This window comes from Gluconobacter kondonii, assembly GCF_002723995.1.
Lineage (GTDB): Bacteria > Pseudomonadota > Alphaproteobacteria > Acetobacterales > Acetobacteraceae > Gluconobacter > Gluconobacter kondonii.
In genome coordinates this window covers 1-14,107 of sequence record NZ_BEWP01000013.1, presented here as the reverse complement: position 1 = coordinate 14,107, position 14,107 = coordinate 1, and the positions used below count along the sequence as shown (strand labels likewise).

At 58.0% G+C, this 14,107-nt stretch carries 15 protein-coding genes; 9 read left to right on the top strand and 6 right to left on the bottom strand.

Features of this window, described 5'->3' with window-relative positions; translation table 11 throughout:
- Position 1: 1 nt before the first annotated feature.
- From GKO01_RS12235 to mlaD, 6 genes are read right to left on the bottom strand one after another with little or no spacing between them, the layout of a single operon-like run.
- A complete protein-coding gene (locus GKO01_RS12235) occupies positions 2–511 on the bottom strand; it encodes a disulfide bond formation protein B (RefSeq protein ID WP_099287279.1) in 510 nt (169 codons plus the stop codon).
- Positions 508–1,851: an alpha,alpha-trehalose-phosphate synthase (UDP-forming) gene (locus tag GKO01_RS12230; protein WP_099287278.1), complete on the bottom strand. Its 1,344-nt coding sequence runs from the start codon at positions 1,849–1,851 to the stop codon at positions 508–510. Before GKO01_RS12230 ends, GKO01_RS12235 begins: the two co-directional genes overlap by 4 nt.
- Positions 1,839–2,561 carry a trehalose-phosphatase gene (gene otsB / locus GKO01_RS12225; protein WP_099287277.1) on the bottom strand — a complete coding sequence of 241 codons (723 nt, stop codon included), beginning with the start codon at positions 2,559–2,561 and terminating at the stop codon, positions 1,839–1,841. The genes GKO01_RS12230 and otsB overlap by 13 nt, the downstream gene beginning before the upstream one ends.
- A 48-nt stretch (positions 2,562–2,609) precedes the next feature.
- The gene (locus tag GKO01_RS12220; protein ID WP_099287276.1) at positions 2,610–3,290 is read right to left on the bottom strand and encodes a DUF2155 domain-containing protein; all 681 of its coding nucleotides are present in this window, start codon (positions 3,288–3,290) and stop codon (positions 2,610–2,612) included.
- Positions 3,287–3,529: a hypothetical protein gene (locus GKO01_RS12215; RefSeq protein ID WP_086647914.1), complete on the bottom strand. Its 243-nt coding sequence runs from the start codon at positions 3,527–3,529 to the stop codon at positions 3,287–3,289. The genes GKO01_RS12220 and GKO01_RS12215 overlap by 4 nt, the downstream gene beginning before the upstream one ends.
- A gap of 3 nt (positions 3,530–3,532) precedes the next feature.
- Entirely contained in the window at positions 3,533–4,057 is a 525-nt protein-coding gene (gene mlaD / locus GKO01_RS12210) for an outer membrane lipid asymmetry maintenance protein MlaD (protein ID WP_099287275.1), read from the bottom strand.
- Positions 4,058–4,254: 197 nt separating this feature from the next.
- Between mlaD and GKO01_RS12205 the strand changes: the two genes are divergently transcribed.
- The 9 genes from GKO01_RS12205 (at position 4,255) to GKO01_RS12165 (ending at position 13,760) form a co-directional block, all read left to right on the top strand.
- Positions 4,255–5,778, top strand: coding sequence for a TSCPD domain-containing protein (locus GKO01_RS12205; RefSeq protein WP_099287274.1), 1,524 nt, complete (start codon positions 4,255–4,257; stop codon positions 5,776–5,778).
- A gap of 143 nt (positions 5,779–5,921) precedes the next feature.
- Entirely contained in the window at positions 5,922–6,290 is a 369-nt protein-coding gene (locus GKO01_RS12200) for an AtpZ/AtpI family protein (protein ID WP_099287273.1), read from the top strand.
- Positions 6,268–7,017, top strand: coding sequence for a F0F1 ATP synthase subunit A (locus tag GKO01_RS12195; RefSeq protein ID WP_099287307.1), 750 nt, complete (start codon positions 6,268–6,270; stop codon positions 7,015–7,017). Before GKO01_RS12200 ends, GKO01_RS12195 begins: the two co-directional genes overlap by 23 nt.
- A gap of 84 nt (positions 7,018–7,101) precedes the next feature.
- Positions 7,102–7,329: an ATP synthase subunit C family protein gene (locus GKO01_RS12190; protein ID WP_024717170.1), complete on the top strand. Its 228-nt coding sequence runs from the start codon at positions 7,102–7,104 to the stop codon at positions 7,327–7,329.
- An 8-nt stretch (positions 7,330–7,337) separates the two neighbouring features.
- Positions 7,338–7,898, top strand: a complete 561-nt coding sequence (locus tag GKO01_RS12185; RefSeq protein ID WP_099287272.1) for a F0F1 ATP synthase subunit B family protein — start codon at positions 7,338–7,340, stop codon at positions 7,896–7,898.
- An 11-nt stretch (positions 7,899–7,909) separates the two neighbouring features.
- Positions 7,910–8,410 carry a F0F1 ATP synthase subunit B family protein gene (locus GKO01_RS12180; RefSeq protein WP_077803650.1) on the top strand — a complete coding sequence of 167 codons (501 nt, stop codon included), beginning with the start codon at positions 7,910–7,912 and terminating at the stop codon, positions 8,408–8,410.
- Between the two features lie 4 nt (positions 8,411–8,414).
- On the top strand, positions 8,415–9,182 hold the full coding sequence (locus tag GKO01_RS12175; protein ID WP_099287271.1) for a glycosyltransferase family 2 protein: 768 nt from the start codon (positions 8,415–8,417) through the stop codon (positions 9,180–9,182).
- Between the two features lie 73 nt (positions 9,183–9,255).
- Complete coding sequence (locus GKO01_RS12170; RefSeq protein ID WP_099287270.1) at positions 9,256–10,908, top strand: ArnT family glycosyltransferase; 1,653 nt, start codon at positions 9,256–9,258, stop codon at positions 10,906–10,908.
- A 215-nt stretch (positions 10,909–11,123) separates the two neighbouring features.
- Positions 11,124–13,760 carry a glycosyltransferase family 2 protein gene (locus GKO01_RS12165; protein WP_244901452.1) on the top strand — a complete coding sequence of 879 codons (2,637 nt, stop codon included), beginning with the start codon at positions 11,124–11,126 and terminating at the stop codon, positions 13,758–13,760.
- Positions 13,761–14,107: the final 347 nt, after the last annotated feature.

The window sequence follows — 14,107 nt, the reverse complement described above, 5'->3', positions numbered from 1 at the left end:
CTCAGCGTCGGGAGCGTCCCATGCGGACGCTCCCGATCAGGGCAATCACGAAAACCGCGACAGCATACAGACCACCCAGTTCCGTCATGGAAACGGGCAGACCGAACAGATAATCCGGCGAATCACATGGCTTGTTCGGCCGAGTCGGCATCGCCGCCATCCAGTCCTTGAAACTGCCCCCGTGAAAAGACGGGGCACGGCATTCAGGCGCAGGGCTTGGCCAGAACTTGTGCTCCACACCCGCATGCAGCACGGCCAGACCAATGCTGGTCATCAGACATAACAGTCCGGCAAGCACCGTATACCGCGCATAACGCCTCGGAAGCAGAGCCGTGACAACGCCAATCCCGATCAGCACCCACCACGGACGCCGCTCCCACAAGCAAAGCTCGCAGGGCGCGAGCTTCAGCCAGTGTTCGGCAAACCAGACAACCCCGAGCGCCACCGCTCCGGCCAGAACATAAAAGCCGCCCAGCGCAGTTGTGGAAACGGGGCGGCGCGGTCTGTTCATGGGCACGGACGGATTTCCTCCAGACTATCAAGGAACTGCTTGGACCAACTTCCTGCGGTATTGCGGGAAACCTCCTCATACATCGCCGACCATGCCGCATGACGCGCCTTGACGTCCATCGTCAGGCCAGCATGCAACGCATCCGCCATGCCTTCAGCATCCAGCGGGTTGATGAGCAACGCCTCAGGCATTTCCGGAGCTGCTCCCGCAAACCGCGACAGCACCAGAACGCCGGGATCGTCCTCGTCCTGAGCCGCAATGAACTCTTTGGCCACCAGATTCATACCATCGCGCAGCGGCGTGACGAACCCCACATCCGCCATCCGATACAGACCAGCCAGAATATCGCGCCCGATCGGCCAGGTCGTATAGCGGATCGGCACCCAGTCCGGCGTGCCATAAGCGCCATTGATCGTCCCGACCAGCCCATCCAGTTCTTCCTTGAGCAGCCGGTAACTCTCCACCCCACCCCGCGATACCGGCGTGACCTGAAGGAACGTCACCTGCCCGCGATGCTCGGGGTAATTCTTCAGAAGAGCCTCAAATCCCTTCATCCGCTCCGGCAGACCCTTGGAATAATCCAACCGGTCCACCCCGATGATTAGCCGCGTCCCTTCCAGCGTATCGACGATCTTCACGACCTCGTCCGAGACCACGCTTTCAATCGCCTGCTGGCGGAAACTCACAGGATCAATCCCGATCGGCACGGCCTTGACTGCGGCTTTCAGACCGTAGGCCTCGAAGCACCCTCTGAGATTGGCCTCGTCCTCAACCGTCTGGACACCAATCAGATCACAGGCCGCCAGACCGGTCAGCAGCATATCGAGCTTAGGCAGAAGCCGCGCCACACTCCATGGCGGGAACGGAATATGCAGGAAAAATCCAATCCGCCCCGTCACGCCCCTATCCCGCAGCATCTGGCCCAGCGGGAACAGATGATAGTCATGGATCCAGATCGTATCACCCGGCTCCAGAAGCGCGATCAACCGATCTGCAAAAACCCGGTTCGCCTCGTAATAGACGTCGCAATCCTCGCGGGTGTAGCGGATCAGATTGGTGCGGTAATGACACAAAGGCCAGAGCACACCATTGGAAAAATTCAGATAGAACCGGTCATGCTGCTTCTGCGTCAGGTCAAACGTCACATAATTGACGTTCCCAACCTGCTCGCGCTGGACAGGTCGATCAGCCGCATCCGCATGCTGATGACCCGACCATCCAACCCAGACAGTCTCCCGCGTTTGGACCGCATCATACAGGCCAACCGTCAGGCCGCCCGCAGGCTGCGTCCGCTCCCCCGGTGCGGGTGTGCGGTTCGATACAATGATCAGGCGCCCCATCCGCGTCCCTCCGAAAGCTCGTGCAGCCAGCGCCGGAACGTGGCCGCATCTGGAAAATCATCAGGAATGAGCCAGCCCGCACCACCCATCTGGCGCGCAGCCCTCACCCCGTCCCGGTCCGTGACGTCATCGCCGGCAAACAGTGGAAGGCGCCCCCTGAAAGGCGGTTCCGCCATCAGTTCTTCAAGCGCCTTGCCCTTGTCGATTCCCAGAGGCCGAAGCTCGATGGCCATCTGCGCGTCCTGAAGATGAAACCCGTGGCTTTCCACAGGCCAGATCGACGTCAGATCCCGAAACGCCGATTCCGCCTCGGGAGCTTGGCGATAATGCAGCACCATTCCAGCTTTTTTGTGTTCAATGCTGGCCCCGGGATAACGGACAGCGAGTTCCTCGCTTTTCGCGGTCCAGTCGGACGGAACCAGAGGCAACGCACGCTGGCGCACGTCCTGATCCGGCGCCGGACGTACCGCAACACCGTGCTCCCCTGCCACAGCGTAGGGAATCCCCGGCAGAAAATGATCAATCTGGGCGATGGGGCGTCCCGTGATGATCGCCAGCGCACCATCAAGCATCTCGCGCAGCCGCAGCAGATCGGCCGTCAGCCCTTCAGGGACACGTACGCCTTCAGGAGTGGGAGCGATATCGACAAGGGTTCCGTCGAAATCAAGCAGCAGAGCCGCCCGGGATGGGGAAAAGGGAACCTGAATCATGAAGCTGTCATTTCTTCCTGTTTCTGGGTCATTCCGCCCCGTCCAGCCTTATTCGAGACCGGGATCGGCCTGAGGAGGCGGTAACGGTTGCCCCGACGACTGCGCTGGTGCAGCCGGAGCAAGAGACGGTGCCGCACCGGAGGACGGTGCGAGCGGAATGGGATTATGACTGTCCGGAGCAAGCGGTACAGGACCACCTGAGGCGGAACCGGGCGGGGATGCCGGAGCATCGCCGCCTTCTTCCACCGGAACCTCCGCACCGGCGAGCACGGGAGCCTTCACCACAGGCAGAGGACCCGCCTGCGGTGCCGTCGACACACCCGCACAGGAGACAACGCGCACATCGTACAAAGGGCTGCCATAAGTTGCGACAGAAGGTTCCTGCGCCAGCATCCACCCATCAAAAGGCGGTCGCTGAGGGTCACTGGTATCCTTCAAGTGCAGCAGAGCCCCGGCATCCGTCGCCAGCGTCTGCGGCCGGGTCACACAGGCCTCAACCCCGACAGAAAGACTGCGATAGGTCGCACTCCCACCAACCGGAACCGTCAAAAGCTCCAGATGACCGTCCAGCCGGTCCAGCACACGCAGCACCGCCTGTGACTGGCCTTGCCAGGTGGCAGCCGGATACATGGCCGGAGGCGCCACGCCCACCGCAGCCTGCGCCGCGATCGGCAGAAAAACCTCAGCCGCACCACACAGCAATGCGACGCCCACATACCGTTTCATCATGACGGTTCTCCCCCGGAGCGCCCCTGCAAAGGATTCTTTAGGTCCGACAGCATGGCCTGAAACGTCTGCAACATCGCCTGTGGCGCAACCCCCATCAGAACCCCGTCTTCAAAAGCATCCTGCAGGGCCTGACGCAGTTCCGCATCGTTCTCGCGCAGGATCTGCACTTTCTCCACGCAGGACACAGGGTTCCCCTCATGGTCGACCCACAGAAAAGCACCCTCACGCGCCTGCGTCATGGCTCAGGGCTCGTCCGACAGACTGCCCGCAGCCGGCTTGGACGCAGCAGCTTTCTGGCTCTTCTGCAAAGAATCCGTCACGGAGAAGATGAACTTGCTCAGAAGCTGTTCCAGACTGATAGAGCCTTGAGTTTCAGTCATGACACCGCCGGGCTTTACCAGCGAATCCGCCCCACCCGGAGACAGCGCAATATATTTGCCGCCCAACAGACTGTCAGAGGTCACGATCGCGGCAGAATCCGTAGGCAGCTTCACATCGGGCGCCAGCGTAAACGTCACCTGCGCCTGAAACGTCTTCGGATCGACCGTGGTCCCAATCACATGCCCGACGGTAATTCCGGCCAGACGCACGTCGGACCCTACATTCAGCCCGTCAATCTGGCTGAACGAGGCATGAACCGGATAGCCTCCGTCATTGCCCTGATGATGCCCGACCATCGCCGCCACCAGAAGTCCTGCAAGACAGACAAGGACTGCGAACCCGGCCAGAAGCTCCAGCCGGTCATGGCGGACCGTAACAGCGGTCATGACAATACCCTCGTGAAAATCATCCTTCCTGCACTACCCGACTCCGCTTCCCGCGTCCAATCCCCCCGCAGAAATCGTCCCGATCAGGCGTGGGAAAAATGTTATCCCCCATATCCCCATGTTCCCACCCATTAGCGCCCATCCGGAGGCCCTTTTCCGGCTTACGGGCTAACCGGCGCAGGGCGTAGATTTACGTCATGACAGCTCGCCTTCACTGGACCGGCGTTCGCATGAGGACGCTTCAGGTCATGACCGACCCCGACGACAGCGCCATGCGCTCCGTCACCCTTCCCGCTGCCTGGGATGACGAGGCCGCACAGGCCCTTGCGCGCATCACCCTGAACGGCGGGCCGGTCAGACTTGCCGCCGAGGCCGCGCGCTGGGTGGACACGATCGACGCGTGCCCGCCTCTGCCTGGCACTCCGGCGAACACCCCCGCTCCGGGGCGCAGCCTGTCCTATCTCCTGCTGATGCAGCAGATGGCACCCAATACGGCGCTGTGGCAGTGCCAACCGGACGAAGCGCCCGGCTTCACCATCCGCCTGTCCAGCTTCGTGCAGGATGCCGGATTCGCCACAGAACATTTCGTCGCCTGCCTGCGTCTGGCCTGCGACGCCCTGCGACGCCTTCATGCCGCAACACGGATCGAACGTACCGGCGAGCTGCCTTTGTTCGATCTGCCCGCGAAGCCTGAAGACGAAGCCGCAGGTCTCGTCCTCCTGACGGATCTTGACGCCTGTCTGGCGGCCCTCGGCCTCGACTATGACAGCGACGACGCCCGGAACGCGGCTCGCGCCCTGTCCGCACTCGCCACCACGGTCGCCCGTGCCGGGACGAAGCTGCCGCCGCCCGCCATCCCGGAATCCCCGCTGGCAGACCTGCGCACTGCCGCAGCTTCGGCCTACAACGCGGAAGATGATCGGCACTTCTGCCCGATCGAAACCGGATTTTCTTCTCCCGGTCCTACTGAGGGGCTTCTGGGTGTGGAAACCTGCGGTCTCGCCCCGGCCTTCTCTCCACTGCGCGAAGACGGACATCTGCGCGCCTCCACGCTGGCCCGGCTGGCCTGCCGCGGTCTGACGCCCGAATCCGCACTCGCACTGGCGCTTGCGGGCGAAACACCACTGCCGCCCATTCGCCCCGAAGCGCAGGGTGCCATGCATGCGGCCCTCAAAAATACCGTGGATTTCCTACCTGCCGTGCCCGAACCCGACCTCGCCGATCTTCAGGCCAGACTGGCCCGCGGCGTACGACGTCCGCTCCCCATGCGCCAGACCGGCTTCACCCAGCGTGCCGCAGTGGGAGGGCACAGCCTCTTCATGCGCACCAGCGAGTTCGAAGACGGAACGCTCGGGGAAATCAGCATCACCCCACCCCGCGAAAGCCCCATGGCCCGCGGCCTGATGGACTGCCTGGGTCATGCCGTCAGCATCGGCCTGCAATATGGCGCCCCATTGGAATCCTTCGTGGAGCGATTCGCCTATACGCGCTTCGGCCCCGCAGGCACCGTGGAAGGCGATCCTTCTACAGCCTACGCGACCTCAATGCTGGACTATGCCTTCCGCACCTTATCTGATGCCTATCTGGGTCAACCCATGCCCGACGCCCCGCGTCTCGAACCCAGTTCGGAAGATCCAGCCCCCATGCTCCCTTTCGGACGGAACTCCGGCGAAAGCCCGGAATGGAAGGACCGGGGACGGCGGCTGAAACTGGTCAGCTAGGACGAAAACGGGTTTCAGAGGCTCCGGCGAGCAGAATACATTGACAGTCAACGGACTCGCCGGTAGCTAGCGCCTGCGCTGAGAAGGAATCCGGTTGAATGACCGGGTGAAAACGATGCGTACAGGGTAAGGGATCAGATCTCATGGGACACGCCCCTGCCGGTAACGACGGAAACTTCGACGAACGCCTCAAACGCGCCCGTCAGAAGCTCGATCCCCGCTCAGGGGAATTCGCCGTAACCGACGCGGGCAATGATGAAAGTTCCATGTCATCCCTTGGACTGGCGATCCGCGTGGGAACCGACCTTGTGGCCGGGCTCGCGGTCGGTGTAGCCATAGGCTACGCCTTGGGTCACTGGTTCGGGTACAGGGCTTTGTTCCTGTCCGTTTTCGCCCTGGCAGGATGTGGTGCCGGCATGTTGAATGTCTGGCGGGTTTTGAAGGATTCGGACATGGTGTCCGGACCGAAAGATGACGGGAGAAGCCAGCGTGGCAGCCGGATCGACGATTGACGCGCTCGGACAGTTCGAGCTCCATCCGGTTCTCGGGCATCTGGGAGAAGCCCTGCGGTTCTCGCAGTCACCACTGTTCATGCTGATCGCCGTCGCCATCGTTCTCGTTTTCCTATATGTCGGAATGCGTCCTGCCGCCGTTGTGCCGGGCCGCCTTCAGGCCGCTGCCGAGATCAGCTACGACTTCGTGCATGACCTTGCCGTCAGCACGATCGGCGAAAACGGCGCGACGTTCTTCCCGTTCGTCTTCGCGATCTTCTTCTTCATTCTGGCCGGCAACTACCTCGGTCTGCTGCCCTTCGCCTTCACGTACACCAGCCATATCGCCGTGACCTTCGGTCTGGCCATCATGGTGTTCGTCATCTCGATCCTTGCTTCCATCCGTTTTCAGGGTGTCGGCTTCCTCAAGCACTTCCTGCCCGCTGGAACGCCTGTCTGGCTTGCTCCGCTGCTGGTGCCGATCGAGCTCATTTCTTTCCTTTCGCGTCCGGTCAGCCTGTCGATCCGACTTTTCGCCAACATGGTGGCGGGTCACGTGCTTCTGGAAGTGTTTGCCGGCTTCACGATCATGCTCGCCGGTCTGGGCGCATTCGGCCACGTTCTGGCCATCGCCCCGATCGCGATCAACATCGCGCTGACGGCCCTCGAACTGCTGGTGGGTGTGCTGCAGGCCTATGTGTTCGCCATCCTCACCTGCATCTATCTGCGTGAGGCCGTCGCTCACTGAGCCACACCAGCTTCGCACTAACCCTTTTAATCGACCCAACTAAGGAACCTGACAATGGACGTTCAAGCCGCTCACGAATTCGGCATCAGCATCGCCCAGGCCGCCCGTGACCTCGGTGCCGGTATTGCCGTTTTCGCCCTCGCCGGCGTTGGCATGGGTCTCGGCAACATCTTCTCGACGCTGATCAGCTCGGTCGCCCGCAACCCGGCTTCGCGTCCGCATGTCTTCGGCATCGGCATGCTGGGCTTCGCGCTGACGGAAGCCGTCGCGCTGTTCGCCCTGCTGATCGCGTTCCTGATCCTGTTCGCCTGAGGTCGAACATGTACCGTACGCCACGCCTCTTCCTGTTCGCCGCTCCGCTTGCGGCCGTGCCGGGCCGTGCCGTGGCTGCGGGCATGCCACAGCTGAACTTTCACGATCCGCTGCTGATCGGACAGGTCGTCTGGGGAGCCGTCATTTTCGGCGGCTTCTATCTCGCCCTGAGCCGCTTCGCACTGCCGCGTGTCGAACGGGTCCTGACCAACCGTCGGACCCGCATCCAGAGCGATCTGGATGTTGCCCGCAAGGCAAAAGCCGAGGCCGACCGCGCCAGCGCGGAACTCCTCAGCGCCCGTCATGAAGCAGCCGAGCAGGCCCGCGCCCATGTGGAGCGGATCCAGAGCGAAGCCCGCGCCAGCGCGGATGCTCACGCTGCGGAAACGGCCAAGCGTCTCGAAGCCGAGATCGCAAACGCCGAGACCCGAATCACCCAGTCCCGTGAACAGGCCCTGTCCAGCCTGTCCGAGATCGCCACCAGCACCACTCAGGATCTGGTTGCGCGTCTGATCGGCACTCAGGACGAACAGACTGTCGCCAGCGCCGTCAAACGCGTCAGCGCCTGAAGGAGACGATGATGTTCCACGATCCCCGGTTCTGGACCGCCCTCGCCTTCGTCCTGTTCTTCGTCATTTTCGGACGCAAGCTCTGGGTCGCCATCACCGGCCACCTGGATGCCCGCGCTGAAAGCGTCCGTCACGACCTCGATGAAGCAGCCCGCCTGCGTCGCGAAGCCGAGCAGATGCTGGAAGATGCCACCCGCGAGCGTGAAAAGACCCTGGCCGAAACACAGGCCATGCTGGCACGCTCCGAGGCCGAAGCCGCAGGTCTGGCAGAACGCGCCCGCAAAGACGCTGAAGCCGCCGCAGCCCGCTACGAGAAGATGGCGCAGGATCGGATTCACGCAGCCGAACGCTCGGCAATCCGTGAAATTCAGGATCGCGCTGCTCAGATCGCAGTCGCCGCAGCCCGCGACGTTGTGTCGACCCGTCTGACGGAAAGCCCCGACATCGCCTCCAGCCTGCTCGACCAGAGCATCAACAGCCTGCCGGAAGCCCTTCGGCGCTCCGCTGCCTGATCCGATGCCCGCCTCCACGGTGCAAGGTTCCTTTCATGACGACGGACAGCCCACAAGGCTTTCCGTCGTCATGGCCGTTCTGAACGAGGCGGATAATATCCTCCCCGTCTGTCAGGAACTGGCCGAAACCTTTGGTGCAGACTCTGCAATAGAAATTCTGGCTATTGACGACGGCAGCACCGACGCCACCGTCAAAAAGCTTCTGGAAGCCCGGCAGACCCTGCTGCCCCGCCTGCGCATCATCAGTCATCCGAAGCGCCTCGGAAAATCAGCCGCCCTCCGGACCGGCATTGCCGCTGCCAACGGGCAATGGATCGCCACCATTGACGGCGACGGGCAGGATGATCCTTCCGCCATCCTGACAATGCTGGAGCGGGCGACATCGACGCAAGGTGTCCCGCCTCTGGTGGTAGGCGTCCGCCGCAAGCGCAACGACCGCCTGTCCCGTCGGATCGCCACGCGCTTCGCAAACGGGTTGCGCCGTCGCCTCCTAAACGACGGCTGCCCCGATACAGGCGCACCGCTTAAACTCTTCCCGCGCGACCTCTTTCTAAAAATCCCACAGTTTGAAGGCGTCCACCGCTTTCTTCCCGCCCTGTTGGGACATTACGGCGCACCGCTGATCTGCATCGAAGTCCAGCATCGCGCCCGACTGCACGGCAATTCAAAATATACCAATTTCAACCGGGCTCTCGTGGGTATCCGTGACCTTCTGGGCGTCATGTGGCTCCAAAATCGCACGCATCTGCCCGATCACCTGACCGAACACTGAAACCGTCACCGGGTCCCGCTTTCGCGGCTCCCTGCCGCACGTCCGGCCTGACAGAACGGCGCGGAGAGTGCCCATGACCCTGAACCTCCGGCATTATGCTTTTCTGGGGCTGCTGGCCTTTCTACTCGCCCTTCCCGGCCGCATGACCCTCCCACCGCTTGACCGGGACGAACCGCGCTACATGGAAGCATCCGAACAGATGCTCCTCTCGCACAATTTCATCGACGTCCGCTTCCAGGACAAGCCGCGCTATCTGCAACCGGCCGGAATCTACTGGCTGGAAGCGGCTTCGACAGCCGCCGCAGAAAAAATCTTCGGCCCTTCCGTTCTACGCAAAACCTGGCCGTACCGGATTCCAAGCCTGCTTGCCGCAGCGACGATCGTACCGCTAACAGCCTGGATCGGCGCAACCCTGTTCGGAGGCCCCACTGGCCTGATGGCTGCCGGCTTATTGATGGTCTCAACCCTGTTCGTCGCTGAAAGCCATATGGCGACCATCGACACCGTCCTGCTGCTTGATATCCTGTGCATTCAGGCGGCACTTCTGTGCGCCTTCACAGATCGACAGAAAAACCGCCCCACGCATCTTCGGGTAGCCATTGCCTACTGGTTCGCTCTCGGTGTGGGCCTCATGCTCAAGGGCCCCGTCGTCCTCATTCCGGGTTTCGGCACTCCTCTGGCCCTGTGGTTGATGGAGCGGGACCGGTCATGGTGGTCGCGTCTTCGCCCGCGCTGGGGCTGGCTCATCATGCTTGCCGTCGTCGTTCCCTGGTGCGTCGCCATTGAAATCATCAGCGGCGGAGACTTCTTTGCCCGCGCGGTCGGTCGTAACTTTCTTGGCAAGGTAGCCCATGGTCAGGAAGCCCACGGACTACCCCCCGGCTTTCACCTTCTGGTCTTCGGACTGGCCTTCTGGCCCGGATCGCTTTTCGCCGCCCTCGCCATCCCAGCCGTCTGGAAGAATAGAAAACTGCCACAGGTCCGCTTCTTACTGAGCTGGATTCTTCCCCACTGGCTGGTGTTCGAACTAATCGCCACCAAACTCCCCCACTACGTCCTGCCGACCTATCCGGCGATTGCCATTCTCACCGCCGCCAGTCTGATGCTCTGGCCCATTCCCAAGACCCCGCGATGGGCCAAAGCCCTGCTCGGTGCTTACGGCGTTTTGTGGACGATCGTCGGTCTCGCATTCTGTTTCGCCGGGAGTGTCGCGCTCTACAGCCTTGAGCACACACTCTCTCTCCCAGCCCTTATCGCTCTGGGTGGCGCCCTGCCACTAATGCTCGGGGCCATCATAATGCTTCTAAAACAAGAGCGCAGACAGGCCGCCTTCTGCGCCATGGGCGCGGCCGTCATCATGCACGCTGGCCTTTTTCTGGGGGTCATCCCGAACCTGCAAACCATCCGTCTCAGCCCAAGAATCGCAGACCTCTTTGAAAATATTCGGCCATGCACCGACAGCGTTCTCGTATCATCGTCTTATTCAGAACCAAGCCTCGTTTTCCTTGCAGGTCCCAACACCCAACTCATCGGCCCAACCGAATCAGCAGAATATCTGCATCATCACCCGCAATGCAGCTTGGCACTGATTGATCGTAAAGATGAAGCCGCATTTGAAAAGGCCCTCAATAAATATGGACTGAGTGCTGTAGAGTATGGCCGCCTTCAGGGTATCAATTACTCAAACGGGCACCATCTCAATCTAGGACTTTTTGCCCCTCGGTAACTTTATTCATATCGAAAAACAGATAGATGTTAATAATATTTGAACTCCTCTGCATGTTACGCGCTTCACGTAGTGGAGACCTCTATCCTTCCTGACTGTTACATGTTTTATTAATACAAAAACTTCACTAAAGAGTCTTTGAAAGGATTAAATTTTAGTTTAGCTTAAAATATTACATATGATTAAATCATTAATGGTTCGTCAGGAGAAATTTAGTGATTATATGCCAAATCGATGAATTTTCCGTTACTGGTATAAGGGGATGGGCAACAGACACCGAAAACCCATCAGAACCAGTATTTCTTCACGCTCTGGCCGATGGTCAGGAATTTCTCCAATTCGATTGTAAAGATCTACGTGAAGATGTTCACGCCTCCGGGGTTCCGTCGAAGAATACCGGGTTCCATATTCCAATGCCGCCCAGCCTTCTTGACGGCAAAAAACATAACATTACTTTCAAAAATCGCCTTAAACAGATTGAAATTTACTCCCAAAACCAAAAACTGGAACATATTTCCTTCTCTGGAAGACTCCCTGTAGAAACACATTCTTTCGTAGACGGTTTAAAGCAGGGCGTCCTGAGTGGCTGGGTTGTTCGTGGAAATACCGTCGAGGGTTGGAAGGGAAACCAACAGATTCTCGTGACCTGCAATGGTCAGAAAATTGCCCAAATTGAAGCCAACAGATATCGAGGCGACGTCGGAAAAGCCCTGTCCTGCGATCCTTATTGCGGCTTTCAGTTTTCGCCACCAGATCTGTATCGCAAACCTTACGAGCAAGAATTCCGTTTTTATGTCCTGCCCGACATGCTGGAAGTCGCAAATAGCCCCTGCCTGACCAGCTTTGTTACTGATGCAAACGAAGCCCTGATCATCGACGTAATTGATCAGATTGATGCGCTCCACGTAGAATTAACCCGCCTGCGCCGTAAAGTTCGGGAAATTCTTCCGCAGCCTGGATTTACCATCGCTGATTACCACTCTTGGGCAACTTCTTACTTCCCGATTCTTCGGAAATATGTTGATCGCACCCGGAATGACGATCTTATCACTGGTAATCCTCTGGTCAGTATTGTCTGCCCAGTATGGAACCCGAATCTCACGGATTTTACAGCCGCAATTGAAAGTGTTCGTGCCCAGACCTGGCAAAACTGGGAACTTATTCTTGTTGACGACTGTAGCAAAAACCCTGAACTACGCGCCGTCATTGAAAATTTTGCTAAAACTGATGCCCGTATAAAGCCACTGTTCCAGAAAGAAAATGGCGGTATCAGCGTTGCTACAAACGCTGGCCTTGAAGCCGCACAAGGTGAGTGGATCGCGTTTTTCGATCACGATGATCTTCTTGCAGATGTCGCCGTCGAATATATGCTCAGAGAAGCGACAAGAAGCCATGCAGATCTGATCTATTCAGACGAAGATAAAATTGATGCTAGTGGTTATTATCGTGAGCCCGCGTTCAAGACTGACTGGAATTATAGACTTCTTCTAGGCGTTAATTACGTCTGCCACTTTGTTATGATTCGTCAGTCTGCCCTACAGAAAGTCGGTGGCCTGAATAAAGAATATGACGGTGCGCAGGATCATGATTTTCTGCTGCGGGCCTCTGAACACATTCCTGCAGAAAAAATCCATCACGTTCCCGAAATTCTGTATCACTGGCGCATCACTGCAAATTCCACAGCCTCAGACATTGGTAACAAGCGCTACGCTATTGATGCTGGCATCAATGCTGTGAACGATCATCTGGAACGCCGCAATCTTCCTGCCCATGTTGATTCCCAAATGGGAATGACGCTCTATGCCGTGGATTGGCAATTCAATCAGTTTCCGTCTGTTACGATCATTATTCCTTACAAAGATGAGATCCCAACAACGGCCCGATGCCTGGATGCAATCCAGAAGTATACCCGTTATCCGAATTATAAAGTCATTCTGGTTAACAACTGGTCGATCACAAAAGAAGCAGAAGATTTTGCAAAGAGAGTCGACGAAATTCCTAATGTCGAAATTCTGACAGTTAAGGAACCCTTCAACTACTCACGAATCAACAATCTCGCCGCAAAAAACGAAACATCTGATTTTTTTCTGTTCCTGAACAACGACGTTTTTGTTGAACAGGAAAACTGGCTTGAAATTCTGGTCAATGAAGCTCTTGCAGATCCGCAGGTTGCAATCGTTGGTGGAAAATTTGTCTACCCCAATCAGACCGTCCAACACGCAGGCGTACTGCTTGGGATCGGAGATGTTGCAGGTCATGCCCATGTTGGCATCCCACGTAACGAGGGTGGTTATGCCGGTCGTGCTTACTTCCCGCAGGAAATTTCAGCTGTAACCGCAGCTGGAATGCTGATCCGTCGTCCGGCATTTGAATTGGTGGGAGGCTTTGATGAAGAACATCTCAAGGTCGCGTTCAACGATATCGATCTGTGCCTGAAGGTTCGCGACGCCGGCTACAAGATCATCTGGACGCCTGACTTCTGTGCAGAACATCACGAAAGCCTCAGCCGAGGCAGTGATGACCGCCCCTCAACTGAACGTCGTTTCTTCCATGAAACGCAGTTTATGATTGAGAAATGGGGTAAGACCCTTCGTACGGATCCATTTTACAATCCGCATTTCACCCTTGACCGTCAGGTCTTTTTTGACCTGACCATTCCGGGAGTTGACGAAACGCGATATCCGCCTCTCGAATCAACCAGAAAAAAAATCCGTCCCCTCTGGGATAGCCCGACACTTACAACAGAGCAGAAGACACCTTCTGCTACAAAAAAACCTGTCTCTAAAAAAAGTCAGACAGGAACTCGAGGAAAAAAAGTTTTAAAGGAAACCGTAACGGATGCTGCTGAATAACAGTAAGATTTTGTAGAAAACAAAATCCACTGAAGAATCATTGTATCCAGAACATGAACTGATCCATCCGGGTCAGTTCATGTATCCTCCCATTGCCTTGATACGGCTTTTCTGAAGCACCCCTTTCTGCCTTTCGCTTCAGAGAGAACAGAGTTGTCGAGCTTGGAGTTCGGCAGATCATCAGTAAGCACAGGCCGTCGAACCCGCTTTCGGCTCACTACATATCCCAAGCAATCAGACGCGATCCGAAAAAGTCTCTGAAATCAAAACGTTTCAGTCATCGCCTCTTGTCAAATCCATAGCGGAAAAATGCCTCCGATCCCTGAACGCCCAACATTCAATATGGG

Coding starts and splice junctions, on each gene's coding strand:
- GKO01_RS12235 (WP_099287279.1), bottom strand. CDS start 511: ATGAACAGACCGCGCCGCCCCGTTTCCACAACTGCGCTGGGCGGCTTT.
- GKO01_RS12205 (WP_099287274.1), top strand. CDS start 4,255: ATGACAGCTCGCCTTCACTGGACCGGCGTTCGCATGAGGACGCTTCAG.
- GKO01_RS12185 (WP_099287272.1), top strand. CDS start 7,338: ATGTACCGTACGCCACGCCTCTTCCTGTTCGCCGCTCCGCTTGCGGCC.
- GKO01_RS12215 (WP_086647914.1), bottom strand. CDS start 3,529: ATGACGCAGGCGCGTGAGGGTGCTTTTCTGTGGGTCGACCATGAGGGG.
- GKO01_RS12180 (WP_077803650.1), top strand. CDS start 7,910: ATGTTCCACGATCCCCGGTTCTGGACCGCCCTCGCCTTCGTCCTGTTC.
- GKO01_RS12170 (WP_099287270.1), top strand. CDS start 9,256: ATGACCCTGAACCTCCGGCATTATGCTTTTCTGGGGCTGCTGGCCTTT.
- GKO01_RS12175 (WP_099287271.1), top strand. CDS start 8,415: ATGCCCGCCTCCACGGTGCAAGGTTCCTTTCATGACGACGGACAGCCC.
- GKO01_RS12200 (WP_099287273.1), top strand. CDS start 5,922: ATGGGACACGCCCCTGCCGGTAACGACGGAAACTTCGACGAACGCCTC.
- GKO01_RS12230 (WP_099287278.1), bottom strand. CDS start 1,851: ATGGGGCGCCTGATCATTGTATCGAACCGCACACCCGCACCGGGGGAG.
- otsB (WP_099287277.1), bottom strand. CDS start 2,561: ATGATTCAGGTTCCCTTTTCCCCATCCCGGGCGGCTCTGCTGCTTGAT.
- GKO01_RS12220 (WP_099287276.1), bottom strand. CDS start 3,290: ATGATGAAACGGTATGTGGGCGTCGCATTGCTGTGTGGTGCGGCTGAG.
- mlaD (WP_099287275.1), bottom strand. CDS start 4,057: ATGACCGCTGTTACGGTCCGCCATGACCGGCTGGAGCTTCTGGCCGGG.